At 62.8% G+C, this 26,151-nt stretch carries 26 protein-coding genes, 2 tRNA genes and 2 pseudogenes; 22 read left to right on the forward strand and 8 right to left on the reverse strand.

Going from position 1 to position 26,151, the window contains the following annotated elements; translation table 11 throughout:
• The first annotated feature begins 110 nt into the window (after positions 1-110).
• From ruvC to HP546_RS02815, 13 genes are all read left to right on the forward strand, one after another.
• Complete coding sequence (gene ruvC, locus HP546_RS02755) at positions 111-635, forward strand: crossover junction endodeoxyribonuclease RuvC (RefSeq protein WP_172219363.1); 525 nt, start codon at positions 111-113, stop codon at positions 633-635.
• Positions 636-744: 109 nt separating this feature from the next.
• On the forward strand, positions 745-1,362 hold the full coding sequence (ruvA, locus tag HP546_RS02760; RefSeq protein ID WP_172219365.1) for a Holliday junction branch migration protein RuvA: 618 nt from the start codon (positions 745-747) through the stop codon (positions 1,360-1,362).
• Positions 1,359-2,405, forward strand: coding sequence for a Holliday junction branch migration DNA helicase RuvB (gene ruvB / locus HP546_RS02765; protein ID WP_172219367.1), 1,047 nt, complete (start codon positions 1,359-1,361; stop codon positions 2,403-2,405). The genes ruvA and ruvB overlap by 4 nt, the downstream gene beginning before the upstream one ends.
• A gap of 125 nt (positions 2,406-2,530) precedes the next feature.
• Complete coding sequence (ybgC, locus tag HP546_RS02770; RefSeq protein ID WP_172219369.1) at positions 2,531-2,983, forward strand: tol-pal system-associated acyl-CoA thioesterase; 453 nt, start codon at positions 2,531-2,533, stop codon at positions 2,981-2,983.
• A 2-nt stretch (positions 2,984-2,985) separates the two neighbouring features.
• Entirely contained in the window at positions 2,986-3,681 is a 696-nt protein-coding gene (gene tolQ, locus HP546_RS02775; RefSeq protein ID WP_008090219.1) for a protein TolQ, read from the forward strand.
• A 14-nt stretch (positions 3,682-3,695) separates the two neighbouring features.
• The gene (tolR, locus tag HP546_RS02780) at positions 3,696-4,148 is read left to right on the forward strand and encodes a protein TolR (protein ID WP_012273765.1); all 453 of its coding nucleotides are present in this window, start codon (positions 3,696-3,698) and stop codon (positions 4,146-4,148) included.
• Complete coding sequence (tolA, locus tag HP546_RS02785) at positions 4,148-5,266, forward strand: cell envelope integrity protein TolA (RefSeq protein WP_172219371.1); 1,119 nt, start codon at positions 4,148-4,150, stop codon at positions 5,264-5,266. The genes tolR and tolA overlap by 1 nt, the downstream gene beginning before the upstream one ends.
• Before the next feature lie 26 nt (positions 5,267-5,292).
• The gene (gene tolB, locus HP546_RS02790; protein ID WP_218583460.1) at positions 5,293-6,564 is read left to right on the forward strand and encodes a Tol-Pal system beta propeller repeat protein TolB; all 1,272 of its coding nucleotides are present in this window, start codon (positions 5,293-5,295) and stop codon (positions 6,562-6,564) included.
• Between the two features lie 54 nt (positions 6,565-6,618).
• The gene (pal, locus tag HP546_RS02795) at positions 6,619-7,119 is read left to right on the forward strand and encodes a peptidoglycan-associated lipoprotein Pal (RefSeq protein ID WP_012273762.1); all 501 of its coding nucleotides are present in this window, start codon (positions 6,619-6,621) and stop codon (positions 7,117-7,119) included.
• Between the two features lie 6 nt (positions 7,120-7,125).
• The gene (ybgF, locus tag HP546_RS02800; protein WP_172219375.1) at positions 7,126-7,932 is read left to right on the forward strand and encodes a tol-pal system protein YbgF; all 807 of its coding nucleotides are present in this window, start codon (positions 7,126-7,128) and stop codon (positions 7,930-7,932) included.
• A 159-nt stretch (positions 7,933-8,091) separates the two neighbouring features.
• On the forward strand, positions 8,092-8,739 hold the full coding sequence (gene queE, locus HP546_RS02805; protein WP_172219377.1) for a 7-carboxy-7-deazaguanine synthase QueE: 648 nt from the start codon (positions 8,092-8,094) through the stop codon (positions 8,737-8,739).
• A gap of 15 nt (positions 8,740-8,754) precedes the next feature.
• Entirely contained in the window at positions 8,755-9,429 is a 675-nt protein-coding gene (queC, locus tag HP546_RS02810; protein ID WP_172219387.1) for a 7-cyano-7-deazaguanine synthase QueC, read from the forward strand.
• A 61-nt stretch (positions 9,430-9,490) separates the two neighbouring features.
• Positions 9,491-9,566, forward strand: a tRNA-Lys gene (locus tag HP546_RS02815).
• Positions 9,567-9,740: 174 nt separating this feature from the next.
• Here the strand turns inward: HP546_RS02815 and HP546_RS02820 are convergent.
• The 4 genes and pseudogenes from HP546_RS02820 to HP546_RS02830 all read right to left on the reverse strand — a co-directional run bounded on the left by HP546_RS02820 (position 9,741) and on the right by HP546_RS02830 (position 14,313).
• Complete coding sequence (locus HP546_RS02820) at positions 9,741-10,700, reverse strand: cation diffusion facilitator family transporter (protein WP_172219389.1); 960 nt, start codon at positions 10,698-10,700, stop codon at positions 9,741-9,743.
• A 127-nt stretch (positions 10,701-10,827) separates the two neighbouring features.
• On the reverse strand, positions 10,828-11,583 hold the full coding sequence (locus HP546_RS31715) for a methyl-accepting chemotaxis protein (protein WP_372242406.1): 756 nt from the start codon (positions 11,581-11,583) through the stop codon (positions 10,828-10,830).
• Between the two features lie 102 nt (positions 11,584-11,685).
• Positions 11,686-12,894 (reverse strand): annotated as a pseudogene (locus HP546_RS31720) (HAMP domain-containing protein); the annotation flags it as partial.
• A gap of 66 nt (positions 12,895-12,960) precedes the next feature.
• The gene (locus HP546_RS02830) at positions 12,961-14,313 is read right to left on the reverse strand and encodes an APC family permease (RefSeq protein WP_172219393.1); all 1,353 of its coding nucleotides are present in this window, start codon (positions 14,311-14,313) and stop codon (positions 12,961-12,963) included.
• Between the two features lie 446 nt (positions 14,314-14,759).
• Here HP546_RS02830 and HP546_RS02835 point away from each other — a divergent pair, with 446 nt between their 5' ends.
• Positions 14,760-16,268 carry a YdgA family protein gene (locus HP546_RS02835; RefSeq protein ID WP_172219395.1) on the forward strand — a complete coding sequence of 503 codons (1,509 nt, stop codon included), beginning with the start codon at positions 14,760-14,762 and terminating at the stop codon, positions 16,266-16,268.
• Between the two features lie 278 nt (positions 16,269-16,546).
• A complete protein-coding gene (nadA, locus tag HP546_RS02840; protein ID WP_172219397.1) occupies positions 16,547-17,605 on the forward strand; it encodes a quinolinate synthase NadA in 1,059 nt (352 codons plus the stop codon).
• 118 nt (positions 17,606-17,723) lie between these two features.
• On the opposite strand, the gene HP546_RS02845 is transcribed toward nadA, so the two are convergent.
• Positions 17,724-19,160 (reverse strand): M48 family metalloprotease, encoded by a 1,437-nt coding sequence (locus tag HP546_RS02845; protein ID WP_172219399.1) that lies wholly within the window; start codon positions 19,158-19,160, stop codon positions 17,724-17,726.
• A 122-nt stretch (positions 19,161-19,282) separates the two neighbouring features.
• Between HP546_RS02845 and HP546_RS02850 the strand changes: the two genes are divergently transcribed.
• The gene (locus tag HP546_RS02850; protein ID WP_172219401.1) at positions 19,283-19,522 is read left to right on the forward strand and encodes a sulfurtransferase TusA family protein; all 240 of its coding nucleotides are present in this window, start codon (positions 19,283-19,285) and stop codon (positions 19,520-19,522) included.
• Between the two features lie 19 nt (positions 19,523-19,541).
• On the forward strand, positions 19,542-20,612 hold the full coding sequence (locus HP546_RS02855; protein ID WP_016488640.1) for an AI-2E family transporter: 1,071 nt from the start codon (positions 19,542-19,544) through the stop codon (positions 20,610-20,612).
• A gap of 130 nt (positions 20,613-20,742) precedes the next feature.
• Here the strand turns inward: HP546_RS02855 and HP546_RS02860 are convergent, their stop codons facing one another.
• Together HP546_RS02860 and HP546_RS02865 are read right to left on the reverse strand one after the other, a co-directional pair.
• Positions 20,743-21,216, reverse strand: a complete 474-nt coding sequence (locus HP546_RS02860) for a peroxiredoxin (protein ID WP_172219402.1) — start codon at positions 21,214-21,216, stop codon at positions 20,743-20,745.
• 11 nt (positions 21,217-21,227) lie between these two features.
• The gene (locus HP546_RS02865) at positions 21,228-21,788 is read right to left on the reverse strand and encodes a glycine cleavage system protein R (protein WP_172219404.1); all 561 of its coding nucleotides are present in this window, start codon (positions 21,786-21,788) and stop codon (positions 21,228-21,230) included.
• A gap of 259 nt (positions 21,789-22,047) precedes the next feature.
• Between HP546_RS02865 and dapA the strand changes: the two genes are divergently transcribed.
• The 5 genes from dapA (at position 22,048) to HP546_RS02890 (ending at position 25,750) form a co-directional block, all read left to right on the forward strand.
• Complete coding sequence (gene dapA, locus HP546_RS02870) at positions 22,048-22,935, forward strand: 4-hydroxy-tetrahydrodipicolinate synthase (RefSeq protein ID WP_172219405.1); 888 nt, start codon at positions 22,048-22,050, stop codon at positions 22,933-22,935.
• Positions 22,936-22,950: 15 nt separating this feature from the next.
• Complete coding sequence (gene bamC, locus HP546_RS02875; protein ID WP_172219407.1) at positions 22,951-24,069, forward strand: outer membrane protein assembly factor BamC; 1,119 nt, start codon at positions 22,951-22,953, stop codon at positions 24,067-24,069.
• Complete coding sequence (locus HP546_RS02880; protein ID WP_172219408.1) at positions 24,070-24,828, forward strand: MBL fold metallo-hydrolase; 759 nt, start codon at positions 24,070-24,072, stop codon at positions 24,826-24,828.
• Between the two features lie 30 nt (positions 24,829-24,858).
• Positions 24,859-25,569: a phosphoribosylaminoimidazolesuccinocarboxamide synthase gene (purC, locus tag HP546_RS02885; RefSeq protein ID WP_016498342.1), complete on the forward strand. Its 711-nt coding sequence runs from the start codon at positions 24,859-24,861 to the stop codon at positions 25,567-25,569.
• A 91-nt stretch (positions 25,570-25,660) separates the two neighbouring features.
• Positions 25,661-25,750 (forward strand) — tRNA-Ser (locus HP546_RS02890).
• A 103-nt stretch (positions 25,751-25,853) separates the two neighbouring features.
• On the opposite strand, the pseudogene HP546_RS02895 reads toward HP546_RS02890, so the two are convergent.
• Positions 25,854-26,033: pseudogene (locus tag HP546_RS02895) on the reverse strand (addiction module antidote protein); the annotation flags it as partial.
• Positions 26,034-26,151: the final 118 nt, after the last annotated feature.

Genomic DNA, 26,151 nt, shown 5'->3' on the forward strand with positions numbered 1-26,151 from the left:
ACAGTGCATTTCTTAACCCCTGCACTGTACCTGTGGGAGCTGGCTTGCCGGTGATGGGCCGCGCAGCGGCCCCAATAATGTTAAAACATGTGTTTAGTACGACAGGCGCTATGACTCTGATTCTTGGTATCGACCCCGGCTCACGCATCACCGGTTATGGCGTGGTACGCCAGACTGCCCGTGGTTGCGAGTACGTGGCGTCGGGCTGTATCCGCACCGGCAGCGGCGAGCTGCACGAGCGGCTGCAGATCGTTTTTCGTGGCGTCAGTGAAGTCATTGCCCAGCACGGCCCGGTGACCATGGGCATCGAGCGGGTGTTCATGGCTCGCAATGCCGACTCGGCGCTCAAGCTTGGCCAGGCCCGTGGCGCAGCCATTGTTGCCGCCGCCGAGGCGGGCCTGGAAATCGCCGAATACAGCGCCACCCAGGTCAAGCAGGCCGTGGCCGGCACCGGCGGGGCCAACAAGGATCAGGTAATGATGATGGTCATGCACCTGCTGAAGCTGACGCAAAAGCCTCAGATCGACGCCTCCGACGCCCTGGCCATCGCATTGTGCCATGCCCATACGCGCTCCAGCCTGGTGCCGCACGGGCTGGCCACGGCGCGCCGGCGTGGCGGGCGCTTGCGTCTGTAAACGCTTCATGCGCAGATACACAATTTATCCGGGTGATGCGTTTGCCCGCTGCTTTTGCTGATAGGGTTGAGCGGTCTTTGACCGGCTCCCCGTGAGGAAGGACTGGAACGTGATTGGACGTTTGCGCGGCACCCTGGCGGAAAAACAGCCACCGCACCTGATTATCGACGTAAACGGCGTCGGCTATGAGCTGGAAGTGCCGATGACCACCCTGTACCGCTTGCCCAAGGTTGGCGAGCCGGTAACCGTGCATACCCACCAAGTGGTGCGCGAGGATGCCCACCTGCTTTATGGCTTTGCCGAGAAGCGCGAGCGTGAGCTGTTCCGCGAGCTCATCCGCCTCAACGGCGTGGGGCCGAAGCTGGCCCTGGCGCTGATGTCCGGGCTGGAAGTGGACGAGCTGGTGCGCTGCGTGCAGGCCCAGGACACCTCGGTGCTGGTGCGCGTACCCGGCGTCGGCAAGAAAACCGCCGAACGCCTGCTGGTCGAGCTCAAGGATCGCTTCAAGGCCTGGGAAACCTCCCCGGCCATGTTCACCCTGGTGTCCGACGGGCCGTTGCCGGTCGCCAGCGAGTCCAGCGCCGAGGCGGATGCCGTCAGTGCCCTGGTCTCGCTGGGCTACAAGCCCCAGGAAGCCAGCAAGGCAATCGCCGCGATCAAGGACAAGGCCGGCCTGGGCAGTGAAGAGCTGATCCGCCGCAGCCTGAAAGGGATGATTACCAAGTGATCGAAGCCGACCGCCTGATCGCCGCCAGTGGCCGCGACCGTGAAGAAGTCCAGGACCGTGCGATACGCCCGCTGCGGCTGGACGAATACATCGGCCAGCCAGTGGTGCGCGAGCAGATGGCGCTGTTCATCCAGGCCGCCCGCGGTCGCAGCGAGTCGCTCGATCACACGCTGATCTTCGGCCCGCCCGGTCTGGGCAAGACCACCCTGGCCAACATCATCGCCCACGAAATGGGCGTGTCGGTCAAAAGCACCTCCGGGCCGATCCTCGAGCGCCCGGGCGACCTGGCGGCCATGCTGACCAACCTCGAACCGCACGATGTGCTGTTCATCGACGAAATCCACCGGTTGTCGCCGGTCGTCGAAGAGGTGTTGTACCCGGCCATGGAAGACTTCCAGCTCGACATCATGATCGGCGAAGGGCCGGCGGCCCGGTCGATCAAGCTTGACCTGCCACCATTCACTTTGGTCGGGGCCACCACCCGGGCCGGCATGCTGACCAACCCGCTGCGCGACCGTTTCGGGATCGTCCAGCGCCTGGAGTTCTACAGCGACAAGGACCTGGCCACCATCGTCAGCCGTTCGGCCAGCATTCTTGGCCTGGTCATCGAAGACCTTGGCGCCTATGAAATCGCCCGACGTGCCCGTGGCACCCCGCGTATCGCCAACCGCCTGCTGCGACGTGTGCGTGACTACGCCGAGGTGCGTGGCAAGGGCGAGATCACCAAGGCGGTGGCCGACATGGCGCTCAACCTGCTGGACGTCGACGAGCGCGGCTTCGACCATTCCGACCGGCGCCTGCTGCTGACCATGATCGAGAAGTTCGACGGCGGCCCGGTAGGCGTGGACAACCTGGCTGCGGCCATCAGCGAAGAGCGCCACACCATCGAGGACGTGCTCGAGCCCTACCTCATCCAGCAAGGCTATATCATGCGCACGCCCCGGGGCCGAGTGGTCACCCGGCACGCCTACCTGCACTTTGGCCTGAATATTCCCGGGCGCCTGGGGGAGGGTGGTGATTTTTCCCAGCCAGGCGATGAATGACAGATCAAAACCGACTTTTCGTGGTCCTACCGCTGGCATGCCGAGGGTGCGCTGGCAATAAGACATTAATGAAGAAAAAACAGTTGCCACAGCGGATTGGCAAGCCGAGGAGTAAGCACTAGAGTATGCGCGCGCAAAATGGCCTGGAACCGTTCGCACACCGTTGTCGCGTCTATTACGAAGATACCGATGCCGGTGGCGTGGTGTATTACGTCAACTACCTGAAATTCATGGAGCGCGCGCGCACCGAACGCCTGCGGCAGCTGGGGTTTTCCCAGTCGCAACTGGCCGACGACAACCTGTTGTTCGTGGTCCACTCCAGCGAGGCGCGCTACCACGCGCCGGCGCGGCTGGACGACGAATTGCGGGTGACGGCGCAAGTACTTGAACTCAATCGCGCCAGCCTGCGTTTCGTGCAGCAGGTCTGGCGGGAAAAGGATGAAACGCTGCTCTGCGAAGGGCAGTTCCTGGTGGCCGCGGTGCGCGCCGACACTTTCAAACCCCGAGCCATACCCCCCCAGCTGCGCCACGCCTTTGCGGCGGACGGCTCGGGTAATCAATCGAATGCAGGAGAATAAGCGTGGAAGCTAACGTCGTCGACCATACCTCCATGTGGAGTCTGGTCAGCAATGCCAGCGTGGTGGTACAGCTGGTAATGCTGATTCTGGTGGCCGCCTCGGTCACTTCATGGATCATGATCTTCCAGCGCAGCACCATGCTGCGCGCCGGTCGTCGTGCGCTGGATGCCTTCGAGGAGCGCTTCTGGTCGGGTATCGACCTGTCCAAGCTGTACCGCCAGGCAGGCAGCAACCCAGACCCGGATTCCGGCGTGGAGCAGGTCTTCCGTGCCGGTTTCAAGGAGTTTTCGCGCCTGCGTCAGCAGCCGGGCGTCGACCCTGACGCGGTCATGGAAGGCGTTGGCCGTGCCATGCGCGTAGCCATCTCGCGCGAGGAAGAAAAACTCGAGCAGAGCCTGCCGTTCCTGGCCACTGTCGGTTCCACCAGCCCGTACATCGGCCTGTTCGGTACCGTGTGGGGCATCATGAACTCCTTCCGCGGCCTGGCCAGCGCCCAGCAGGCCACCCTGGCCACTGTTGCCCCGGGTATCGCCGAAGCGCTGATTGCCACCGCCATCGGCCTGTTCGCGGCAATCCCGGCCGTCATCGCCTACAACCGGTTTGCCGCGCGCAGCGAAGTGCTGATCGGTCGTTACTACACCTTCGCCGACGAGTTCCAGGCGATCCTGCACCGTAAAGTGCACACCAGCGAAGAGTAATCAGGTAGAAGCCCATGGCCCGAGTTCGCCACAAACGCAAGCCCGTCGCCGAGATGAACGTGGTGCCCTACATCGACGTGATGCTGGTGCTGCTGGTCATCTTCATGGTGACTGCGCCCATGCTCAACCAGGGCGTGAAGGTCGACCTGCCCAAGGTTTCCAGTGAAGCCTTGCCGCAGGACAACAACGTCCAGATCCTCACCATCTCGATCAAGGCCGACAAGACCTACTACTGGAACCTCGGCAGCGAAGTCGACACCGACAAGCAGATGGACAAGGCCATGACCTTGCCCGACATGACCAACGCAGTGACCAAGATCATTGCTGCCGGCCGTGACCAGGGCAAGCAGACCCAGGTCTTCATTCGTGGCGACAAGGCTGTCGACTACGGCGCCGTGATGGGCGCCATGGGCGGGTTGCAGAAGGCCGGTGTCGGTAACGTTGGCCTGATTACCGAGGCGCCCTGATGCAACAGCGAGAGCCATCCGCCTCGGAAAGCTACTTCTGGCCCAGTGTCTGGGCCATCGGCCTGCATGTGCTGGTGTTCGCCATGCTGTTCGTCAGTTTTGCCATGACCCCTGAACTGCCGCCGTCCAAGCCGATTGTTCAAGCTACCCTGTACCAGCTCAAGTCCAAGAGCCAGGCGACTACCCAGACCAATCAGAAGATTGCCGGGGAAGCGAAGAAAACCGCTTCGCGCCAGACCGAAGTCGAGCAGCTGGAACAGAAAAAGGTTGAGCAGGAGGCCGTGAAGGCCGCGGAACAAAAGAAGGCCGACGCAGCTCAAAAGGCCGAAGAGGCTCGAGAAGCCGCCGAAGCGAAAAAAGCCGAGGACGCCGCCAAGGCCGCCGACGCCGCCAAGGCTGCAGAGGCCAAGAAAACCGCCGAAGCCAAGAAGGCCGACGAAGCGAAGAAAGCCGCCGAGAAACAGCAGGCCGACATCGCCAAGAAGAAGGCCGAGGACGAAGCCAAGAAGCAAGCCGAAGAAGAGGCCAAGAAATCGGCCGCTGAAGAGGCGAAGAAGCAAGCTGCCGAGGATGCCAAGAAAAAGGCAGCCGAAGAGGCCAAGAAAAAAGCAGCCGAGGACGCCAAGAAAAAAGCGGCGGCCGAGGATGCGAAGAAGAAGGCAGCTGAAGAGGCCAAGAAGAAGGCCGCTGCAGATGCCCAGAAGAAGAAGGCACAGGAAGCGGCTCGCAAGGCGGCAGAAGACAAGAAAGCCCAGGCCCTGGCCGAGCTGTTGTCCGACACCACCGAGCGCCAGCAGGCCCTGGCCGACGAGCAGGGTGACCAGGTGGCCGGCGACTTCGACGACTTGATCCGTATGCGCGCGGCCGAGGGTTGGGCGCGTCCGCCTTCCGCGCGCAAGGGCATGACGGTGACCCTGCAGGTCAGCATGTTGCCGGACGGCACCATCACCAGTGTCAGCGTGTCCCGTTCCAGTGGGGACGGCCCGTATGACAGTTCGGCGGTGGCTGCGGTGAAGAACATTGGTCGTCTGACCGAGATGCAGGGTATGAAGCCGAGCGATTTCAACCGTTATCGCTCGTTCAAGATGACATTTACACCTGAGGATCTAGCGTTGTGATTAAACGTCTGAGAGGACTGCTGGTCATGCTCTGCTGCGTGGCAGGCATGGCGGTGGCAGAGGAAAAGAACATCCTGGTCACCAGCGGCAGCGACCGGGCCACACCCATTGCGGTAGTGCCGTTCGGCCTGCAGGGCGGCAGCGTGCTGCCCGAGGACATGGCTGACATCATCAGCAACGACCTGCGCAATTCCGGCTATTACTCGCCGATCCCGAAGCAGAACATGATCAGCCAGCCGTCGCAGGCCAGCGAAGTCATCTTCCGTGACTGGAAAGCGCTGGGTGCCCAGTACGTGATGGTCGGCAGCATCGTGCCGTCGGGCGGTCGCCTGCAGGTGCAGTACGCGCTGTTCAACGTCGCCACCGAGCAGCAAGTGCTGACCGGCAGCGTGGCCGGCAGCACCGACCAGTTGCGCGACATGGCGCACTACATTGCCGATCAGTCGTTCGAGAAGCTCACCGGCATCAAGGGTGCGTTCTCCACCCGTATGCTGTACGTGACGGCCGAGCGTTTTTCCACCAACAACACCCGCTACACCCTGCAGCGTTCGGACTACGACGGTGCGCGTGCGGTGACCCTGCTGCAGTCGCGTGAGCCGATCCTGTCGCCGCGCTTTGCGCCGGATGGCAAGCGTATCGCCTATGTTTCGTTCGAGCAGAAGCGCCCGCGCATCTTCGTGCAGAACATCGATACCGGCCGCCGCGAGCAGGTGACCAACTTCGAAGGCCTGAACGGCGCGCCAGCCTGGTCGCCAGACGGTTCGCGCCTGGCGTTCGTGCTGTCCAAGGACGGCAACCCGGACATCTACGTGATGAACGTGGCGTCGCGCCAGATCAGCCGTGTTACTGCAGGCCCGGGTATCAATACCGAGCCGTTCTGGGGCAAGGATGGCAACACCCTGTACTTCACCTCCGACCGTGGCGGCAAGCCGCAAATCTACAAGCAGTCGGTTAGCGGTGGCGGTGCAGAACGTGTCACCTTCGTTGGTAACTACAACGCCAACCCGAAACTTTCCGCAGATGAGAAGACCTTGGTGATGATCCATCGCCAACAGGGTTTCACCAACTTCAAAGTCGCGGCACAAGACTTGCAACGTGGAAGTGTAAAGATTCTCTCGGAAACAAGTCTTGACGAGTCTCCCACTGTTGCGCCAAACGGCACCATGCTAATCTACGCCACCCGCCAGCAGGGCCGGGGAGTCTTGATGCTCGTGTCGCTTAATGGCCGCGTGAGGCTCCCACTTCCTACCGCTCAAGGCGAAGTCAGAGAACCGTCCTGGTCCCCTTACCTGAACTGATTGCGGCGTAATACGTTTTGCTTAACACACTGGGGTTTCATTAGGAGTTTCACGATGGAAATGCTGAAGTTTGGTAAATTCGCTGCGCTGGCTCTGGCCATGGCTGTAGCTGTAGGTTGCTCCTCGAAGGGCGGCGACAACGCTGGTGAAGGCGCTGCTGTCGATCCGAACGCTGGCTACGGTGCAAACACCGGCGCCGTTGACGGTTCCCTGAGCGAAGAAGCCGCCCTGCGCGCAATCACCACCTTCTACTTCGAATACGACAGCTCGGACCTGAAGCCAGAAGCCATGCGCGCTCTGGACGTTCACGCCAAGGACCTGAAGTCCAACGGCAACCGTGTTGTTCTGGAAGGCAACACCGACGAGCGCGGCACCCGCGAGTACAACATGGCTCTGGGTGAGCGTCGTGCCAAGGCCGTTCAGCGCTACCTGGTTCTGCAGGGCGTTTCCCCTGCTCAGCTGGAACTGGTCTCCTACGGTGAAGAGCGTCCTGTTGCCACTGGCAACGACGAGCAATCCTGGGCTCAGAACCGCCGCGTAGAACTGCGTAAGTAAGTTCTTATGCGTATGTGCCGCCGTGTAGTAACCGTCCTCGCACTCAGCCTGCCGCTTGCGGCCTGGGCTGAGATCCCTGTAGTAGATGACAACGCTGGCAGTTATCCGCCTGCGGGTTATGGCACGAGCGGCGCCTATGCCGGGGCAGGGGCTTCGGCCCCTGCCTCTGCACAGGGCCAGCTGTTCATGCAGCTGCAACAGATGCAGGACCAGCTTTCCCGCCAGCAAGGCATCATCGAAGAGCTGCAAAACGATGTGTCGCGCATGAAGCAGGAAAACCTGGAGCGATACCAGGACCTGGACCGTCGCATCAACAGTGGCGCCGCACCTGCCGCGACCCCTGACAATTCCTCCGGTGGTGGTGCTTCCAATGCCGCCCCGGGTGCAGCAGCCGGTGCTGCTGCGCAACAACCGGCCGCCAGTAGCGAGCCCGGTGATCCGGCGAAAGAAAAGCTCTACTACGATGCTGCTTTCGACCTGATCAAGCAGAAGGACTTCGACAAGGCCAGCCAGGCGTTCAACGCCTTCCTGCGCAAGTACCCCAACAGCCAGTACGCCGGCAATGCCCAGTACTGGTTGGGTGAGGTGAACCTGGCCAAGGGTGATCTGCCAGGGGCCAGCCAGGCGTTTGCCCAGGTCAGCCAGAAGTACCCGAAGCACAGCAAGGTGCCAGATTCGCTGTACAAGCTGGCCGACGTCGAGCGCCGCATGGGCCACACCGACAAGGTCAAGGGCATCCTCCAGCAGGTCATCACCCAGTACCCCGGCACCTCTGCCGCGCAACTGGCGCAACGCGACCTGCAAAAGCTCTAAGTTGTACTGTTGGTAAGAAACCCGCGCTTGTCGCGGGTTTTTTCGTTAGAATCAGTGCCCTTTTTTCGTAAACACGCTGTTGCGGATAACGCTTTGTCGAGTCCGCGGCAGTGCCTGAGGAGGCGGGCAGCCTGTTTAGCTGTCACGCCCGAGGCGATCATGCAAGACACATTACGCATCACCGAAGTCTTTTACTCGTTGCAGGGTGAAACGCGAACGGCCGGGCTGCCCACGGTATTCGTGCGCCTCACCGGTTGCCCCCTGCGCTGCCAGTACTGCGACAGTGCCTACGCGTTCAGCGGCGGCACCATTCGTACCCTCGATTCGATCCTTGAGCAGGTTGCCGGCTTCAAGCCGCGCTACGTATGCGTCACCGGTGGCGAGCCCTTGGCACAGCCCAACGCCTTGCCGTTGCTGCAGCGCCTGTGTGACGCCGGCTATGAGGTGTCGCTGGAAACCAGCGGTGCCCTGGATATATCCGGTACCGATACCCGCGTCAGCCGCGTAGTCGACCTGAAAACCCCGGGCTCCGAAGAGTCGCACCGTAACCTTTACCAGAACATCGAACACCTGACCCGTAACGATCAGGTCAAGTTCGTCATCTGTTCCCGTGAGGACTACGACTGGGCGGTATCCAAGCTGATCCAGTACAACCTGGCCGAGCGTGCCGGCGAGGTGCTGTTCTCGCCTAGCCACCACCAGGTCAACGCCAGTCACCTGGCAGACTGGATCGTTGCCGACAACCTGCCCGTACGCTTCCAGCTGCAGTTGCACAAGCTGCTGTGGAACGACGAACCCGGACGTTGATTGAGGAGCAAGAACATGACTGAGAAGCGCGCAGTAATCCTGTTGTCCGGTGGCCTGGATTCGGCCACGGTGGTCGCCATGGCCAAGGCCGAAGGCTACAGCTGCTACACCATGAGTTTCGACTACGGCCAGCGCCACCGCGCCGAGCTGAATGCTGCTGCCCGCGTTGCTCGCGACCAGGGTGTGGTCGAGCACAAGGTCATTGGCCTGAACCTGGACGGCATTGGCGGCTCAGCGTTGACCGACAGCAGCATCGACGTGCCGGAAACCCTGGGCGAAGGCATCCCGGTCACCTACGTGCCGGCGCGTAACACCGTGTTCCTGTCGCTGGCCCTGGGCTGGGCAGAAGTGCTGGAAGCGCGCGACATCTTTATCGGGGTAAATGCCGTGGATTACTCCGGTTACCCCGATTGCCGGCCCGAGTTTGTCGAAGCGTTCGAGCGCATGGCCAACCTGGCAACCAAGGCGGGTGTAGAGGGGCAGGGCTTCCGTATCCAGGCGCCGCTGCAGAACCTGAGCAAGGCGCAGATTGTGCAGGCCGGCATGGCGCGTGGCGTGGACTACAGCCTGACTGTCTCCTGCTACCAGGCCGATGATGATGGCCGCGCCTGTGGCAAGTGCGACAGCTGCCGCCTGCGCGCTGACGGCTTCAAGGCCGCCGGGGTAGAGGACCCGACGCGCTATTTTTGAAAAAAATTCTGATGGTGTATTGATTTTTCGTTAGAAATCAGTATTATACGCGCCATCAAATGGGTCGTTAGCTCAGTTGGTAGAGCAGTTGGCTTTTAACCAATTGGTCGTAGGTTCGAATCCTACACGACCCACCATACGCAGTACGTCAAAGCCCGCTACCAGAAATGGTCGCGGGCTTTTTCCTTTTCCTTTTTCTGTAATGCCCTCATCGCCGGCAAGCCAGCTCCCACAGGATGCATCCAGGCCAAGCCCCACGCTGTACCTGTGGGAGCTGGCTTGCCGGCGAATGGGGCGCAAAGCGCCCCCGCTTATTCAGCCCACTCCGGGTCGCCAGTAAACACCACTGTCAGCCAACGGTCCGGCCCTTCACCGCCCACCGCATCACCAATCTCGTTCCGCCAGGCATCCCACTCATCGATGGTTTTCGCGCCCATGGCCTTTGGCACGATGAAATACAGCTCGATTTCCCGCGACCGCCCGACCTTGGCCACGTAGGCACGGTAGGACTGCAGTCCGTGGCGGGCCACGAAGTCCTTGGCGACCTCATCCACGTGCAGTCTCAAGTCGCCTGGGGTGACCAGGAATATTTCCGACAGCGCCTGGCGCACCACCGACATCGGCAACGGCACGATCACCAGGCACACCAGCGCCAGCACTGCCGGGTCGATGTACGGTGACACCCATTCCAGCGACGTCCCCTGCACCGCGTAGCCAAAGCAGAAGGCGATCAACAGCGCTGCGGTGATGCTGGCCGACATCACCCAGCCCTTGACGTCCATGCGCACGAAGTCCGACTGCAGCTTGCGGTTGGCGCGGGCCTCCACAACGGCGATGGTCACGCAGGCGATCACGGTCAGCACCGCGTAGACCATGGCAATGCCGAATTCAAGATGACGGCCGCCTTGCAACAGGCTGCCGACGGCGTTGATCAGCGCGTAGATGGCCACCCCACTGAGCAGTATGCCGTTGAGTGCCAGCACCATCGGCTCCAGGTGCCAGAAGCCCATGGTGAAGCGCTCGCGCAGCTTGCGCGACATCTGCACGCTGGTGGTGTGCGAGGTGATCAGTTTGACGACCACCAGTGACAACCCGCTCATGCTCGCGTCGACCAGTGAGTAGACACCGTCGAACACAATCGAGAAAGAGCCGGAGGCGATGCCGAAGCCGATGCCGATGGTGGCGATGAACAGCGTGACGGCGATCGAGGTGCGTAGCAGGCCCTGTTCGCTGGTGATGTCGAAGAAGGTGGATCTGTTTTGGGTTTGCATAAATTGTGCTCGGTTGAATCCATGGTGCGGTATTGCCGGTCAGGGCCCCTTCGCGGGTAAACCCGCTCCTACAGGTCCGTGCAAGACCCTGTGGGAGCGGGTTTACCCGCGAAGAGGCCCCCACAGACTAGACGCGGAATTGCTCCATCAGCGCCTGCTGCTGGTTGGCCAGGCGGTTCAGGTCCTGGCTGATTTGTGCCGATTCGTCGGCCTGGCCAGCCAGCGCTTCGGTGACATCGCGAATGCCGGCCACGTTGCGGTTCACTTCCTCGGCCACCGCGCTCTGCTCTTCAGCTGCCGAGGCAATCTGCAGGTTCATGTCGCTGATCACCGCCACCGCCTCGCCAATGCGTTGCAGCGCCGGCAACGCCTGCTCCATGCGCGCGACACTGTCCTGGGCCTGGCGCTGGCCTTCATGCATGGCCCCCACCACATCCTGGGTACCTTGCTGCAAGCCTTCGATGACCTGGCGGATCTCTTCCACCGAGACCTGGGTGCGCTGGGCCAGTCCACGCACCTCATCGGCGACCACGGCAAAGCCACGCCCGGCTTCGCCTGCGCGGGCCGCTTCGATGGCGGCATTCAGCGCCAGCAGGTTGGTTTGCTCGGCGATGGTGCGGATCACCTCCAGTACTGTGCCGATCTGCCCGCTGCGGCCTTCCAGCGCACGCGCTTCGTCCATGGCGGTGTTCATGCCGGCGGCCAGGCGGTCGATGCCCTGGCGAGTGCTGTCGATCAGTTGCAGGCCTTCCTGGCTGGCCTGGTCGGCGGCGCGTGCAGCCTGGGCTGCCTGCGAGGCGTTGTGGGCGACGTCCAGGGCGGTGGCGCTCATTTCGTTGGCCGCCGTGGCTACCTGCTCGATTTCACGATGCTGCTGCTGCATGCCATTGCTGGTCTGGCTGGCGATGGCGGCCGACTGGTCAGCGGTGTTGCGGGCTTCCTGCAGCGAGCCTTTGACCTGCGCGATGACCGGCTGCAGTTTGTCGAGAAAGCGGTTGAACCAGCCCGTGAGCTGGCCCAGTTCGTCCTGGCGGGCGTAGTCCAGGCGGCGGGTGAGGTCGCCTTCGCCGCTGGCGATGTCCTCCAGGCGCGCGGCCACGGCCAGGATCGGCCGGGTAACGCCACGTGCCGTCAGCCATACCAGCAGCAAACCGACCACGGCAGCGCCCAGGCCGGTCAGCAGGCCGGTGAGGTTGGCACTGTGGTTGTGCGCATCCAGGCGCTGGTTAAGGGCCACAGCCGGTGCCTGCAGCACGCTTTCGGGCAGCTCGAGCAACACCTGCCACGGGGTGGCGTCAGGGATCGGCGTGAACGGGTGCGCTACACGCAGCATCCCGTCGGCTACTGCCGGGTCCATGCGCTTGCCGAGCGTGCTGTCGTCACGGCTGTTGCCAGCCAGCAGACCGGCTGCGCTGGCAATACTCACCTGCCCCTGGCCGTCGAACAGCTCGCGGCGGCCATCAAGGCTCAGCTGCTGCAGGTTGGCCAGGCCGATGTCCAGGCCGACCACGCCGACCACCTTGCCGTGCTCCAGCAGGGGCAGGGCGATGCTGGTCATCAGTACCTGGCGGCCGTTGACCTCGTCGAGGTAGGGTTCGAGCATGCAGGTTCTGGCGGTATCTTGCGGGCAAGTCAGCCAGCGGTTTCTCGCCGCGCCATTGGTACCAATGCTGGCGTCGCCGAGCATCGCTTCCGGCATGGCTTCAAGCTCCAGGGTGCCGGGCTTGGGCTGTGACCAGTACAGCGAAAAGCGCCCGCTTTCATTGCTGCCCAGGGCCTCCTGGCCGAGGTGCTGACGGTCCTGCTGGTCCAGCGCATCGGGCTGGAACACCAGGTACAGGCCGATTACATCCGGGTTGCCGGCCAGGCTGGCGCGGGCCTGGCGCGTCAGCTCGGCGCGCAGATCGCTGCCGCCACGCGCCTTGAGTACCTGCACCAGGCGGGCAAAGCCATTGCCGTACTGGTAGGCGTCCATGAAGTAGCGCTGGATACGCAGCGCCTGGGTTTCGGCATGAGCCTGCAGGCGCTGGCGCGCGCTGCTGTCGAGCATGGCGGTGTTGGCCTGGTTGACCAGAGCAGCGCTGCGTCGCGCCTGGGTCAGGGACGTGGCCACCAGCAGGGCGACAATGGCCAGCAGGCACAGGCCGGCGAGCAGGGTGATCTTCCACTGGATGGAGAGGCGGCGCAGCGACATGAGGGCTTTCCTTTTCGATCAACGGCAACGCCCGCGATCAGGCGCGGGCGTTGTTGGCGGCGTGGGTCATTCGGCGACGTAGTTGGGTGGCGCCGCGCGGAAGGCCTTGGTCAGCCAGGCCAGGTAAGCCAGCCCGACCAGTGCCCAGATGCCGCCAAACATCAGCGAGTTCGCGTTCAGGTCCAGCCATAGCGACACAATGATGCAGAAGCCGATGGTGGGCAGTACCAGGTACTTCAACTGGTTGGCCAGGCCGCGGCGCTTGCCTTCGCGCAGGTAGCAGTGGTTGATCACCGACAGGTTGACGAAGCTGAATGCCACCAGCGCGCCGAAGTTGATGATCGACGTGGCGGTGACCAGATCGAAGAAGATCGCCGACAGCGAAATCAGGCCCACCACGGCAATGTTGAGCACCGGCGTCTTGTAGCGCGAGTGCAGGCGGGCGAACAGGCTGGCCGGGATCACGTTGTCACGGCCCATCACGTACAGCAGGCGCGACACGCTGGTTTGCGAGGCCAGGCCCGAGGCAATGGTGTTGATCACGGTGCAGGCAATGAAAATCGACTGGAACAGCTTGCCGCCAACGTACAAGGCAATTTCCGGCAGTGCTGCTTCCTGGTCGTGGAAGCGTGCCATGGTCGGGAAGTAGGCCTGGATGAAGTACGACACGGTGATGAACACCACGCCGCCGATCAGGGCGGTGAGGAAGATCGCCCGCGGGATGGTCTTGGCCGGGTCGCGGGTTTCTTCGGACAGGCAGGTGACCGCGTCGAAGCCCAGGAACGAGAAGCACAGGATGGTCGCTCCGGCAGCCAGGGCGCTCAGGTGGGTCTGGTTGTCTGCAAATGGCAGCAGGCTCCAGGTGGTGCCCAGCCCTTCACCGTGGCCCAGGCCGCGCACGCACAGGTAGATGAATACGGCGATGATCGCTACCTGTACGCCGACGAACAGCAGGTTGAAGTGGGCTACCAGGTTTACGCTGCGCATGTTGATCAGGCTGATCAGGGTGACGAAACCCACGACCCATATCCACTCCGGCACTTCCGGGAACATCGCCGAGAGGTACAGCTTGGCCAGCAGCGCATTGACCATTGGCAGCAGCAGGTAGTCCAGCAGCGACGACCAGCCGACCAGGAAGCCCACGTGGGGGTTGATTGCGCGTTGGGTGTAGGTGTACGCCGAGCCCGATTGCGGGAAGCGTTTTACCAGCGTGCCGTAGCTCACCGCAGTGAACAGGATCCCGGCCAGCGCCAGGATGTAGGCGCTGGGCACGTGGCCGGCGGTAATCCCGCTGACGATGCCGAAGGTGTCGAACACGGTCATCGGGGTCAGGTAGGCCAGACCGATGATGATGACGTGCCAGAGGCGCAGCGTTTTACGCAATTGGCCGTTGCCGGAAGCGCTGTGGTCAGGCTGCATGCTGGCATGGCTCCTGCTGCGGGGCGTGAACGGCGGGCACGGGGGATTGCGCATGCGGCAAGGGCGAGCGGGTGGGCTCCATGTTGTTCACCTTTTATGTTGGAGCGGCGGGAGGCGCGGGGGGGAGCGCGCTAAGTGGTGAAAATAAAAAACGATGGGTAGGTTGGTGTCAAGTTAAACATGACAAGATGTTACTGAATTGAAATATTTATCGTTTTAAACCGGTATTTGTTCGGTTTTTGCGCGTTTTTTTGCGGTTTTGATCAATTGGTGTGTTCGTAAAAATTAACGAAGTCAGCTGAGCTTTTACTCATCTGTCAGACGCATCCGAATTGTCGGTTTTTCGCCCCGGGCCCGCGCCCGGCCCCGGCGGGGGTGATACTCTTCGCTCTCTGCGTGGCCTTGGCCGCCCTCGAAGCCCCTACGGACAGCAATCGGTTCTATTCATGAAGAAATCAGTTCGCATCCTCTCCGGCCTGGCTGTTGCCATTGCCGTCGCAACCACCGCTGGCGCCTGGTATACCGGCAAGCAGCTGCCGGCAGAGCTGGACAACGCCGTGGCTCGCAGCAACGCCGAACTCAAGAAGGCGCTGGTAAGTACCGGCGGCAGCATGAGCATCGAGCGGGTGTCGCTGGAGCAGCATTTCTTCAGCAGTACTGCCCGCTACCGGCTCAAGGCCCGCGACATCAACGTGGGTGAAGGCGAGGTTGTCAACTTCGACGTGGGCGTTACTGACCAGATCGAGCACGGCCCGTTCCCCTGGTCGCGGGTCAAGTCGCTGAAGCTGATGCCGGTACTGGCGGTCAGCAACAGCACGCTGGAGAAGGACGACACGACCGCGCCGTGGTTCGCCGCTGCGGGTGACAAGGCGCCGGTCAGTGCCCAGACCAGCCTGGGCTACGGTGGCGATGTGGTAAGCCAGGTCCAGCTGGCACCGGTCAAGCTCGACGAAGCGGATGGCAACAGTATCGACTTCTCGGGCATGCAGATGGAAGTCAGTGGTGACCGGGAGGGCAAAGCCTCGAAGTTTCATGGCCATGCGGACCGCTTCGTGATGAAGCTGGTGCGCGATGACCAGCCGCCTGCCACCTTCGAGCTCAATGGCCTGAAGGTCGGGGGTAACCTGGCCGCCACGCAGCACGACGCCATCTACGTGGGCAACGTCGATCTGCTGCTGGCTGAAGCCAAGGTCACCTTAGGGCCCAGGCAGCAGGTGCTGCTGATCAAGGGCTTTGAGCAGAACGCCCTGCAGGCCCTGGACGGCCCGGATACCGTAGGTGGACATGTCGAATACAAGGTGGGCGATATCACCTGGGATGGTCGTGCGGTGGGCAAGGCCCAGATGGCGGTGAGCATCGCCTCGGTCAACGCCCCGGCGCTGCAAGCGTTGTCGAAGTGGTACCAGGCGCACCTGCCGGAATTCGAGGCCGCCGCTGCCGCCGGCCAGTCGGTGCCGCAAATCCGGATGGACGAGGCCGAGAAGGCCAGGTTCCAGGGTGACTTGCACACGTTGCTGGCTGCCAAGCCCAAGGTGGCCGTAGAGAACCTGTCGTTCAGGACCGCCAATGGCGAAAGCCGCTTCGACCTGTCGATGAACTTCGCTGCCCCGACCAGCTTCGACTTGCCGCCCGACCAGTTGAGCAAGCAGTTGATCACCGAGGTGAAAGGCAAGCTGTCGCTGTCCAAGCCGATGATGGGCGACCTGGCGACCTTGCAGGCGCTGCTGGATGGCCAGACCGATGCCCAGGCGATCGCTGCGCAATCCAGCCAGGCTGGGGAGATGGTCGGCATGATGGCGCTGCAGAGCGGCATGGCCACCGTGCAGGGCAACGATGTGGTCAGCAGCCTGCACTATGCCGACGGCATGGTCGATTTCAATGGCCGCAAGATGACCGTGGAAGAGTTTGCCATGCTCATGGCCGCGCACCTGGCGGCGCTGTCGCCGCAGGGTTGATCGATTCTCCTGTCCCGGCCCCTTCGCGGGCGCGCCCGCTCCCACAGGGTCTGCACAACTCCTGTGGGAGCGGGTGGGGCCGCGAAGAGGCCCGCACAGGCAACACAAAAACCCCTTTAGTAATCGCTGGATTATCTGTAGCCTTCGGCCTCCGATAATAATCCGCGCCCGCAGAGGGCCGTGGCGGCTTGTATGCCGTCCGGCACCCTTAGCCGATCTGCCAGGGCCGGGTGATACACTCGATTTGACGCGCACGCGCGCCTGCAGGTCCAGCGATCATGACCCAGATTTCAGAACGCCTGTTGGTTCAGGCCCACCTCGACGCCAAGCAGCCCAACCCGCTGACAGCCGAGCAGGAGGCCGAATACCGTGCGGCCATCGCTGCCGAGCTCAAGGCCCAGAACGCCGTGCTGGTTGCCCATTACTACTGCGACCCGGTCATCCAGGCGCTTGCCGAAGAAACCGGCGGCTGCGTGTCCGACTCGCTGGAAATGGCCCGCTTCGGAAAGAACCACGCTGCCGACACGGTGATTGTTGCCGGTGTGCGCTTCATGGGCGAGACAGCCAAGATCCTCACCCCGGAAAAACGCGTGCTGATGCCGACCCTGGAGGCCACCTGCTCGCTCGACCTCGGCTGCCCGGTGGAAGAGTTTTCGGCCTTCTGCGACCAGCACCCGGAACGTACCGTGGTGGTCTACGCCAACACGTCCGCTGCGGTCAAAGCCCGTGCTGACTGGGTAGTGACTTCAAGCTGCGCGCTGGAAATCGTCGAAAGCCTGATGGACAACGGCGAGACCATCATCTGGGGGCCGGACCAGCACCTGGGCCGCTATATCCAGAAGCAGACCGGCGCCGACATGCTGCTGTGGGACGGTGCCTGCATCGTTCACGAAGAGTTCAAGTCGCGCCAACTGGCCGACATGAAGGCGCTGTACCCGGACGCGGCCATTCTGGTGCACCCGGAGTCGCCAGAGTCGGTGATCGACCTGGCCGACGCGGTGGGCTCTACCAGCCAGCTGATCAAGGCGGCGCAAACCCTGCCGAACAAGACCTTCATCGTCGCCACCGACCGTGGCATCTTCTACAAGATGCAGCAGCTGTGCCCGGACAAGGAGTTCGTCGAAGCGCCTACCGCCGGTAACGGCGCGGCATGTCGCAGCTGCGCGCACTGCCCGTGGATGGCGATGAACACCCTGGAGCGGGTGCTGCATTGCCTGCGCAATGGTGGCGATGAAATCTTCGTCGACCCGGCGCTGGTGCCCAAGGCCATCAAGCCGCTGAACCGGATGCTGGACTTTACCCAGGCGGCGCGGCTGAAACTGTCCGGTAACGCCTGAGATTGCTGGGGCCGCTTTGCGGCCCTTTCGCGACACAAGGCCGCTCCTACAGGCGAATGCGATCCCGTGCAGGAGCGGCCTTGTGTCGCGAAAGGGGCGCAAAGCGCCCCCAAAATCCTCAGCGCCCCATCATTTCCCGAACCATGCGCTGCTGCTCCATGATCTCGCGCTGACGCTGGTCAATCTGCGAGGCCAGCGGGAAGTTCCCGCCCGCCCGGCGCTTGGCATAATCGAGCTGCTGGATCGCCTGGTCAAAGTCCCCGACCAGAGTGAAATACTCGGCCCGCGCCCGGTGCAAACCGATGGTGTTGCCCGACAAGCCCCGTACTTCGGCCATGTCGTACCACACGTCCGGGTCATCCGGCCGGCTCTTGACCAGGTCGTTCAGCACCTTCTCCGCTTCGGCCGGCTTGTTCTGCTTCACCAGCAAATCGGCACGCACCTGTTTCAGCGGGTAATTGCCTGGGTACAGCCCCTGCATCCGCTCGGCCCGCTGCTGCGCGTCGGCCAGGCGGTTGTTGGTGATATCCAGGTCGATCTGCGCCAGGTTGTAGGTGATGTCGTTGGGTGCCTTGGCGAGCAGCGGCTTCAGCAGCTCGCGTGCTTCGTTCAACTGGCCGCCCTTGATCTGCGCCAGGGCCAGGCCATAACGCGCGGCGTCGAGCTTGGGGTCCTCGTCCAGCTGGGCGCGGAAGCGCTTGGCGGCCAGCCCCGGTGTGCCCTCGTAGGTCAGCGCCACCCGGGCGCGAATGAGCTGGTAGCGTGCGGTGTCCTCGACGCCGCCTTTGGGCGCCTGGTCGGCGCGGTTGCGGGTGTCGGCGATACGCGATTCGGTAACGGGGTGGGTCAGCAGAAATTCCGGCGGCTTGGCGTCATAGCGATACTGGCGTGCCAGGCGTTCGAACATGGTCGGCATGTTGCGCGGGTCATAGCCGGCCTTTTCCAGGTTCTGGATGCCTATGCGGTCGGCTTCCTGTTCATTCTGCCGCGAGAAGCGCCGTTGTTCCTGAATGGCCGCCGCCTGGGTACCGGCAATCATGCCGATACCTGCATCGCCAGCGCCGCCCGCCGCCAGCACGATGCCTGCCAGCAGCGCCGCCATCATCGGCAATTGCATGCGTTGCTGGGCCTCGACGCCGCGGGCGAAGTGGCGTTGCGACAAGTGCGCCAGTTCGTGGGCCAGCACCGAGGCGTACTCGCCTTCGGTCTGCGCGTTGAGGAACAAACCGCCGTTGACCCCGACAATGCCACCCGGGGCGGCGAAGGCGTTGAGCTCGCGGCTGTCGATGAGGATGAACTCCAGGCGCCGGTCCTGCAGCTGGCTGGTCTCGGCCAGCTTGTACACGCTGGTTTCGACGTAGTCCTTGAGTTGCGGATCGTTCAGCTGGTTGACCTGGCCGCGCAGCAGGCTCAGCCAGGCGCGGCCCAGCTGGTGCTCCTGCTGCGGCGAGACGATCGCGGAACTGGCGTCCCCCAGCGATGGCAGGTCGTCAGCATGGCCGGGAAGGGCCAACAGGCAGGCCAGCGTCAGCAGGGTAGGGCGCAGTAGATTCATGCATGAAGCTCGCGTCGGTCAAAGATACCTACTGTAGCGGGCTCACACGTTGGCGACCAGTGGCGCTATTCTAGCCGGCCCGAACAAACGGCAGCCCGGCAATGCCATTGGAGAGCCCTGCGATGAGTGACACCCCGACCTGCGACGCCGAACTGGACGCCAGCGGGCTGAATTGCCCCTTGCCGTTGCTGAAGGCCAAGATGGAGCTCAACCGCCTGCCCAGCGGCGCAGTGCTGAAGGTGATCGCCACCGACGCCGGGTCCCAGCGTGACTTCCGCACTTTCGCCCGGCTGGCCGGTCATACGCTGCTGCGGGAAACGGCCGAGGCCGGCACCTACACCTACTGGCTGCGCAAGGCCTGAGTCTTACCAAGGATCGTCAATGTTCAAAGTGCTTCGCGACTGGATGCAGCGCTACTTCTCCGATGAGGAGGCAGTGGTGCTGGCGGTCCTGCTGTTCCTGGCCTTTACCGCCGTGCTTACCCTGGGCGGCATGCTTGCGCCGGTGCTGGCGGGCATGGTGCTGGCGTTTCTGATGCAGGGGCTGGTCAACGCCCTGGAGCGCCTGCGCGTACCCACGCGGTTGGCGGTGATGCTGGTGTTCGCCCTGTTCATGGGCGCACTGGCGGTATTCATGCTGGTGCTGGTGCCGCTGCTGTGGCACCAGCTGATCACCCTGTTCAACGAGCTACCGGGCATGCTCGGCAAGTGGCAGTCGCTGCTGTTGCTGTTGCCCGAGCGCTACCCGCACCTGGTGTCGGACGAGCAGGTGCTGCATGCCATCGAGTCGGTGCGCGGTGAAATCGGCAAGTTCGGCCAGTGGGCGCTGACCTTCTCGCTGTCCAGCTTGCCGCTGCTGGTCAACGCCATGATCTACCTGGTGCTGGTGCCGATCCTGGTGTTCTTCTTCCTCAAGGACCGCGAGCTGATCGGGCGTTGGGTCAGCGGCTACCTGCCGCGCCAGCGCGCCCTACTGAACCGGGTGGGCAGCGAGATGAACCGGCAGATTGCCAACTACATCCGTGGCAAGGGCATCGAAATCCTGATTTGCGGCATTGCCACCTACATCGCCTTCATCAGCCTGGGGCTCAACTACGCCGCGCTGCTGGCGTTGCTGGTGGGGTTGTCGGTGGTGGTGCCTTACGTGGGGGCGGTGGTGGTGACCGTGCCGGTGACCTTGATCGCGTTGTTCCAGTGGGGCTGGGGTGACCAGTTCATCTACCTGATGACGGTGTACGCGATCATCCAGGCGCTGGATGGCAACGTGCTGGTACCGCTGCTGTTCTCCGAGGCGGTGAGCCTGCACCCGGTGGCGATCATCTGCGCGGTGCTGCTGTTTGGCGGGCTATGGGGGTTCTGGGGGATTTTCTTTGCCATCCCGCTGGCGACGCTCATCAAGGCGGTGCTGGATGCCTGGCCGCGGCAGGAGCCTAGCGTTTCGCCAATGCTGTGATTGTTGGGGCCGCTTTGCGGCCCTTCGCCGGCAAGCCAGCTCCTACACCGACCTCATCGCATTCAAGCCCTGTGCATTGCCTGTGGGAGCTGGCTTGCCGGCGATGGGCTGCAAGGCAGCCCCATCAATCTCAAGCCTTGTTCAGGGCTTGGGCAGCAGCCAGAACGGCATCCACATGCCCGGGTACTTTCACCCCACGCCACTCCTGGCGCAGCACACCGTCCTTGTCGATCAGGAAGGTGCTGCGGTCAACGCCCATGTATTCCTTGCCATACAGCTTCTTCAGCTTGATCACGTCGAACAGCTGGCACAGCGCCTCGTCCTTGTCGCTGATCAGCTCGAACGGGAAGCCTTGCTTGGCCTTGAAGTTCTCGTGCGACTTGATGCCGTCGCGCGAAACGCCGAACACCACGGTGTTGGCTGCGGCAAAGGCATCATGCTGGTCGCGGAAACCCTGGCCTTCGGTGGTGCAGCCCGGGGTGCTGTCCTTCGGGTAGAAGTACAGCACGACTTGCTGGCCCTTGAGTTCGGCCAGGCTGACGGCCTGCCCGCTGGTGGCCTGGGCCTGGAAGTCGGCAACGGGTTGGTCGAGTGCTACAGCCATGGTCGGTTTCCTTACATCGGGTTCTGTGGGCGCCATGGCTCGATCAGCGCATCGAGGTTCAAGGCATCGGCAAAGTCCAGGAACTGGTCACGCAGCCAGCTGATCTGGGTGCCGGCCGGCAGGATCACGGTGAACTGGGCATTGAGCATGCTGCTGCCGGTTTGCGGCGCCAGGTAGGTGTCGCAGGTCATGGCTTCGAGCTCGACGCGGTGGTCGAGGAAGAACTGGCACAGCTCGTTGATGATGTCCGGGCGATAGGCAGCGCTGACGTAGGCCACGTAAGGCAGGGCCTGGGGGCGCACCTCCTGGTCGGCGCTGCGCACCACGTCAAGGGTCAGGCCATGTTTTTTGCCCAGGCTCGGCAGCGACGCCTCAAGGCGGGCCAGGGCGTCCCAGCTGCCGCCAACCTGCAGCACCAGGGCGCTGGTCTCGCCGTGGCGGCTCAGGCGCGAGGTGACCACCGCGCAGCGGTTTTCGAAGGCAGCGCGGCTGAGGACGTTGGCCAGCTCCATGGGGTTGGGGCCCAGGGCACTGATGACAAGAAATTGTTCGCGGACGGTGGGGGTGGACATGCAGCATTCCTAAAGCGATGAGCGGTCGGCACAGGACGGGCGAAAGCCTCCTGTCGGCAGGGCCCGGGGCTCGCATGCGAGGTCGTGGACGCTGGCGGGGAGCAAGGTCGACGGCCCGGCGGGCCGCGCTGCACCGATCAAAGGGGCAAGGGTAGCGAAATAAGCCGCCGAGGGGAATGCTCCGCCCGCCTGCTTCGCTTGTGCAAGGCCGATGCCCCCAGTACCATTACCGCTCTCTTTTTCCGGCAGGAGCAGTTACATGATTGCGGGCAGTATGGTGGCACTGGTCACACCCATGGATGCACAAGGGCGTGTTGACTGGGGCAGCCTCGACAAACTTGTAGACTTCCACCTGGAAAACGGCACCCACGCAATCGTTGCGGTCGGCACCACCGGTGAGTCCGCCACGCTGGATGTCGAAGAACACATCCTGGTCATCAAGCACGTGGTCGAGCGCGTCAAGCGCAGCAAAAAACCGATCCCGGTCATCGCCGGCACGGGTGCCAACTCCACTGCCGAAGCCGTGCACCTGACCCAGAACGCCAAGAATGCCGGCGCCGACGCCTGCCTGCTGGTAGTGCCGTACTACAACAAGCCGACGCAAGAAGGCCTGTACCTGCACTTCAAGCACATCGCCGAAGCTGTCGACATCCCGCAGATCCTCTACAACGTACCCGGCCGCACCTCCTGCGACATGCAGGCCGAGACCGTGATCCGCCTGTCGACCGTGCCCAACATCATCGGTATCAAGGAAGCCACCGGCGACCTGGTCCGTGCCAAGGCCATCCTTGACGGCGTCAGCAAGGACTTCATCGTCATGTCCGGCGACGACCCGACCGCCGTCGAGCTGATTCTGATGGGCGGCAAGGGCAACATCTCCGTTACCGCCAACGTCGCCCCACGCGAAATGGCCGATCTGTGCGAGGCCGCCCTTGCGGGCAATGCCGAGAAGGCCCGCGCAATCAACGAAAAACTCATGCCGCTGCACAAAGACCTGTTCTGCGAAGCCAACCCGATTCCGGTGAAATGGGCGCTCGTCGAGATGGGCCTGATGCAAAAAGGCATTCGCCTGCCACTGACCTGGCTGAGCGAAGGCTGCCACGAAAAAGTCCGTACTGCCTTGCGCCAGTCCGGCGTACTGGTTTAAGAGGAAGTACACCGCATGAAGCGACTGGCTGGTCTTTCCGCCCTTGCCCTGATTATCTCCAGCACCAGTGGGTGTGGCTGGCTGTGGGGCGAGGATGGCTATTTCCGCGACCGCGGCAGCGATTACCTGCAGGCGCACCCCACCGCGCCGATGCAGTTGCCGCCGGACGCCAGCAGCGTCAAGCGGCTTGACCCGCTGCTGCCTATTCCGCGCAACGTCGCCGACGACAGCGCAACCGGCGAGTTCGAAGTGCCGCGCCCGCAGCCGCTGACCGGCGGCGCCCCGGTGACCGACTACAGCCTGCAGCGCAGCGGCAGCAGCCGTTGGGTGCTGGCCCAGCATTCGCCGGCCGAAGTCTGGCCGGTGGCCCGCCAGTTCTTCGAGGACAACGGCTTCCGCATTGCTGAAGAGCGCCCGCAGACCGGTGAATTCAACACCACCTGGCAGCGCTTCGATGAGCTGTCGGCATCGCTCGGCCAGCGCCTGGCCAGCACCGCCAGCAGCGCTGACAGCGAAGTGCGCGTACGTGTGCGCATGGAGCCTGGCGTGCAGCGCAACACCTCCGAGGTGTATGTGGTCAGCGTCGAGCGCCCGGCCGGCAGCACTGCCGAGCCTGCGTTCCCGTCCACTTCCGCCAACACCGGCGCCGATGCGCTGCTGGTCGACGAAATGCTTGCCAGCATGAACCGCAGCGCCGAGAAGGGCGGTTCGGTGTCGCTGCTGGCCGCGCGCGATTTCGACGCGCCAAGCCGCGTCAGCCTCAGCGAAGACGGCAGTGGCAACCCGGTGCTTTACCTTGGTGCCGACCTGGACCGCGCCTGGTCCGGCGTGGGCCGTGCCCTGGAGCAGGGGGGCGAGTGGCGTGTCGAGGACATCAACCGCAGCCTGGGCCTGTACTACATCAACCTGTCCGAAAAGCCTGACGACAAGCAGAACCAGCCGGGCTTCTTCAGCCGCCTGTTCGGCAGCGAGGCGACCAAGGAAGAGCGTGAAGCCCGCGCCGAGCGCTACCAGGTGCGCCTGAGCAAGGTGGGTGAGAGCGTGCAGGTCACGGTCGAGAAAAACATCAACACCGTGGCTCCGGCCGATGTCGCCCGCCGCGTGCTGAGCGCCATCCAGGACCACCTGGGCTAAGTGCGCTTCGCGGTACTCGGAAGCGGCAGCCAAGGGAACGGCACCCTGATCGCCAGTGGTGACACGTTCATCCTGGTGGATTGCGGCTTTTCCCTGCGCGAGACCGAGCGGCGCCTGGCGCTGCTCGGGGTGTCGCCGGCGCAGCTCAGCGCAGTCGTGGTCACTCACGAGCATGCCGACCACGTGCATGGCGTGGGTTTGCTGTCACGGCGCTACAATGTACCGGTCTACCTCAGCCAAGGGACCTTGCGCGGCATGCGCAAGCCGGTGGAGGTGGCCGGTTTTCTCGCTTGTGGCGAAACCCTGCGCATCGGCAGCCTGGAAGTCACCGCCGCGCGGGTCGAGCACGACGCCTTTGAACCGTTGCAGTACGTAATCGGCGACGGCCAGCGGCGCTTCGGCATGCTCACCGACCTGGGCTCGTACGACACGCTGTTGCTGGAGCGTTACCAGGGCCTGGATGCGTTGCTGATCGAGGCCAACCACTGTCGCGACCTGCTGGCACGCGGTCACTACCCGGCCTTCCTGAAGCGGCGGGTAGGTGGCATGCAAGGGCATTTGAACAATCACCAGGCCGCGCGCCTGGTGCACGAGTTGGGCTGGAGCAACCTGCAACACCTGGTGCTGGCCCACCTCAGCAGCAAGAACAACCTGCCACACTTGGCCCGCCAGTGCTTCGTCGACACCCTTGGGTGCGACCCGGACTGGCTCCAGGTGGCGAATCAGGAACACGGGCTCGACTGGCGCGAAATCGCCTAGCCCAACACCTCAAGCAAGCGGAGCCCAATCATGGAAAAACGCGACGAACTCTACCGCGGCAAGGCCAAATCGGTTTACAAGACCGATGACGCCGACCGCTTGATCCTGCTGTTCCGTAACGACACTTCGGCGTTCGACGGCAAGCGCATCGAACAGCTCGACCGCAAAGGCACGGTGAACAACAAGTTCAACGCCTTCATCATGCAAAAGCTCGAAGAAGCCGGCGTGCCGACCCAGTTCGACAAGCTGCTGGGCGACAACGAGTGCCTGGTGAAGAAGCTGGACATGATCCCGGTCGAGTGCGTGGTGCGCAACTACGCCGCCGGCAGCCTGGTCAAGCGTCTGGGCGTGGAGGAGGGCATCAAGCTGGAGCCGTCCACCTTCGAGCTGTTCCTGAAGAACGACGAGAAGGGCGACCCCTTCATCAACGAATCCCACGTTGTCGCGTTCGGCTGGGGCACCGCCGAGCAGCTGGTGGAAATGAAAAAGCTGTCGCTGAAGGTCAACGAAGTGCTGACCAAGCTGTTCGATGACGCCGGCCTGCTGCTGGTCGACTTCAAGCTGGAGTTCGGTGTGTTCCACGGCCAGATCGTGCTGGGCGACGAGTTCAGCCCCGACGGCTGCCGCCTGTGGGACAAGGAAACCCGCAAGAAGATGGACAAGGACCGCTTCCGCCAGGGCCTGGGCGACGTGATCGAAGCCTACGAAGAAGTTGCCAAGCGCCTGGGCGTGCCGCTGTAAGCGACGCGTTCACGCAAGCGCCTGATACCACGCGACTTTTTTTAAAAAAAGGTTTGCGTTTCAAAAGAACGCTGGTATGATGCGCGGCATTGGAGAGATGCCGGAGTGGTCGAACGGGACGGATTCGAAATCCGTTGTACTGGCAACAGTACCTAGGGTTCAAATCCCTATCTCTCCGCCATACAAGATCAAGCCCCTGGGAGCGAAAGCTTTCAGGGGCTTTTTCGTTGTGCGTGTCGCCAAATAGCTGGCGGTCATCAGCCCCAATTTTGCGCGGTCCGAGCCTAAGAGGAAGCGGGGAGCTTCTTGAGCGGTCTGACGGTGAGCTCTACACCCAAGGCAAGCATGAGTTTCTGAATAGTAGTGAAACGGGTTTTATCGCCGCCCTTCAGGGTTTTATAGAGAGATTCCCGATTGACGCCTGCGTCTTGCGCAAATTGATTCACACCCTTGGCTTTTGCCAGCATCAGGTAGCGGGTCGAGCCCGTTCGTACGAAGTGTGTCCGATAATCGGCGCACAAACGGGCTTTGGGTCAATGCCAGTCAGTTAAGCAATTGGGGCCGCTTTGCGGCCCATCGCCG

Source organism: Pseudomonas sp. CM25 (genome assembly GCF_013179705.1).
Taxonomy (GTDB): Bacteria; Pseudomonadota; Gammaproteobacteria; order Pseudomonadales; family Pseudomonadaceae; genus Aquipseudomonas.

Bases quoted from the DNA above. Each gene is read 5' to 3' on its own strand.
- HP546_RS02830 (WP_172219393.1), bottom strand. From the start codon at position 14,313: ATGCAGCCTGACCACAGCGCTTCCGGCAACGGCCAATTGCGTAAAACG.
- HP546_RS02860 (WP_172219402.1), bottom strand. From the start codon at position 21,216: ATGGCTGTAGCACTCGACCAACCCGTTGCCGACTTCCAGGCCCAGGCC.
- HP546_RS31715 (WP_372242406.1), bottom strand. From the start codon at position 11,583: ATGCAGCAGCAGCATCGTGAAATCGAGCAGGTAGCCACGGCGGCCAAC.
- HP546_RS02820 (WP_172219389.1), bottom strand. From the start codon at position 10,700: ATGCAAACCCAAAACAGATCCACCTTCTTCGACATCACCAGCGAACAG.
- bamC (WP_172219407.1), top strand. From the start codon at position 22,951: ATGAAGCGACTGGCTGGTCTTTCCGCCCTTGCCCTGATTATCTCCAGC.
- purC (WP_016498342.1), top strand. From the start codon at position 24,859: ATGGAAAAACGCGACGAACTCTACCGCGGCAAGGCCAAATCGGTTTAC.
- HP546_RS02845 (WP_172219399.1), bottom strand. From the start codon at position 19,160: ATGAATCTACTGCGCCCTACCCTGCTGACGCTGGCCTGCCTGTTGGCC.
- pal (WP_012273762.1), top strand. From the start codon at position 6,619: ATGGAAATGCTGAAGTTTGGTAAATTCGCTGCGCTGGCTCTGGCCATG.
- nadA (WP_172219397.1), top strand. From the start codon at position 16,547: ATGACCCAGATTTCAGAACGCCTGTTGGTTCAGGCCCACCTCGACGCC.
- HP546_RS02850 (WP_172219401.1), top strand. From the start codon at position 19,283: ATGAGTGACACCCCGACCTGCGACGCCGAACTGGACGCCAGCGGGCTG.
- queC (WP_172219387.1), top strand. From the start codon at position 8,755: ATGACTGAGAAGCGCGCAGTAATCCTGTTGTCCGGTGGCCTGGATTCG.
- queE (WP_172219377.1), top strand. From the start codon at position 8,092: ATGCAAGACACATTACGCATCACCGAAGTCTTTTACTCGTTGCAGGGT.
- ybgF (WP_172219375.1), top strand. From the start codon at position 7,126: ATGCGTATGTGCCGCCGTGTAGTAACCGTCCTCGCACTCAGCCTGCCG.
- tolA (WP_172219371.1), top strand. From the start codon at position 4,148: ATGCAACAGCGAGAGCCATCCGCCTCGGAAAGCTACTTCTGGCCCAGT.
- HP546_RS02835 (WP_172219395.1), top strand. From the start codon at position 14,760: ATGAAGAAATCAGTTCGCATCCTCTCCGGCCTGGCTGTTGCCATTGCC.
- tolR (WP_012273765.1), top strand. From the start codon at position 3,696: ATGGCCCGAGTTCGCCACAAACGCAAGCCCGTCGCCGAGATGAACGTG.
- ruvC (WP_172219363.1), top strand. From the start codon at position 111: ATGACTCTGATTCTTGGTATCGACCCCGGCTCACGCATCACCGGTTAT.
- ybgC (WP_172219369.1), top strand. From the start codon at position 2,531: ATGCGCGCGCAAAATGGCCTGGAACCGTTCGCACACCGTTGTCGCGTC.
- tolB (WP_218583460.1), top strand. From the start codon at position 5,293: ATGCTCTGCTGCGTGGCAGGCATGGCGGTGGCAGAGGAAAAGAACATC.
- HP546_RS02855 (WP_016488640.1), top strand. From the start codon at position 19,542: ATGTTCAAAGTGCTTCGCGACTGGATGCAGCGCTACTTCTCCGATGAG.
- dapA (WP_172219405.1), top strand. From the start codon at position 22,048: ATGATTGCGGGCAGTATGGTGGCACTGGTCACACCCATGGATGCACAA.
- HP546_RS02865 (WP_172219404.1), bottom strand. From the start codon at position 21,788: ATGTCCACCCCCACCGTCCGCGAACAATTTCTTGTCATCAGTGCCCTG.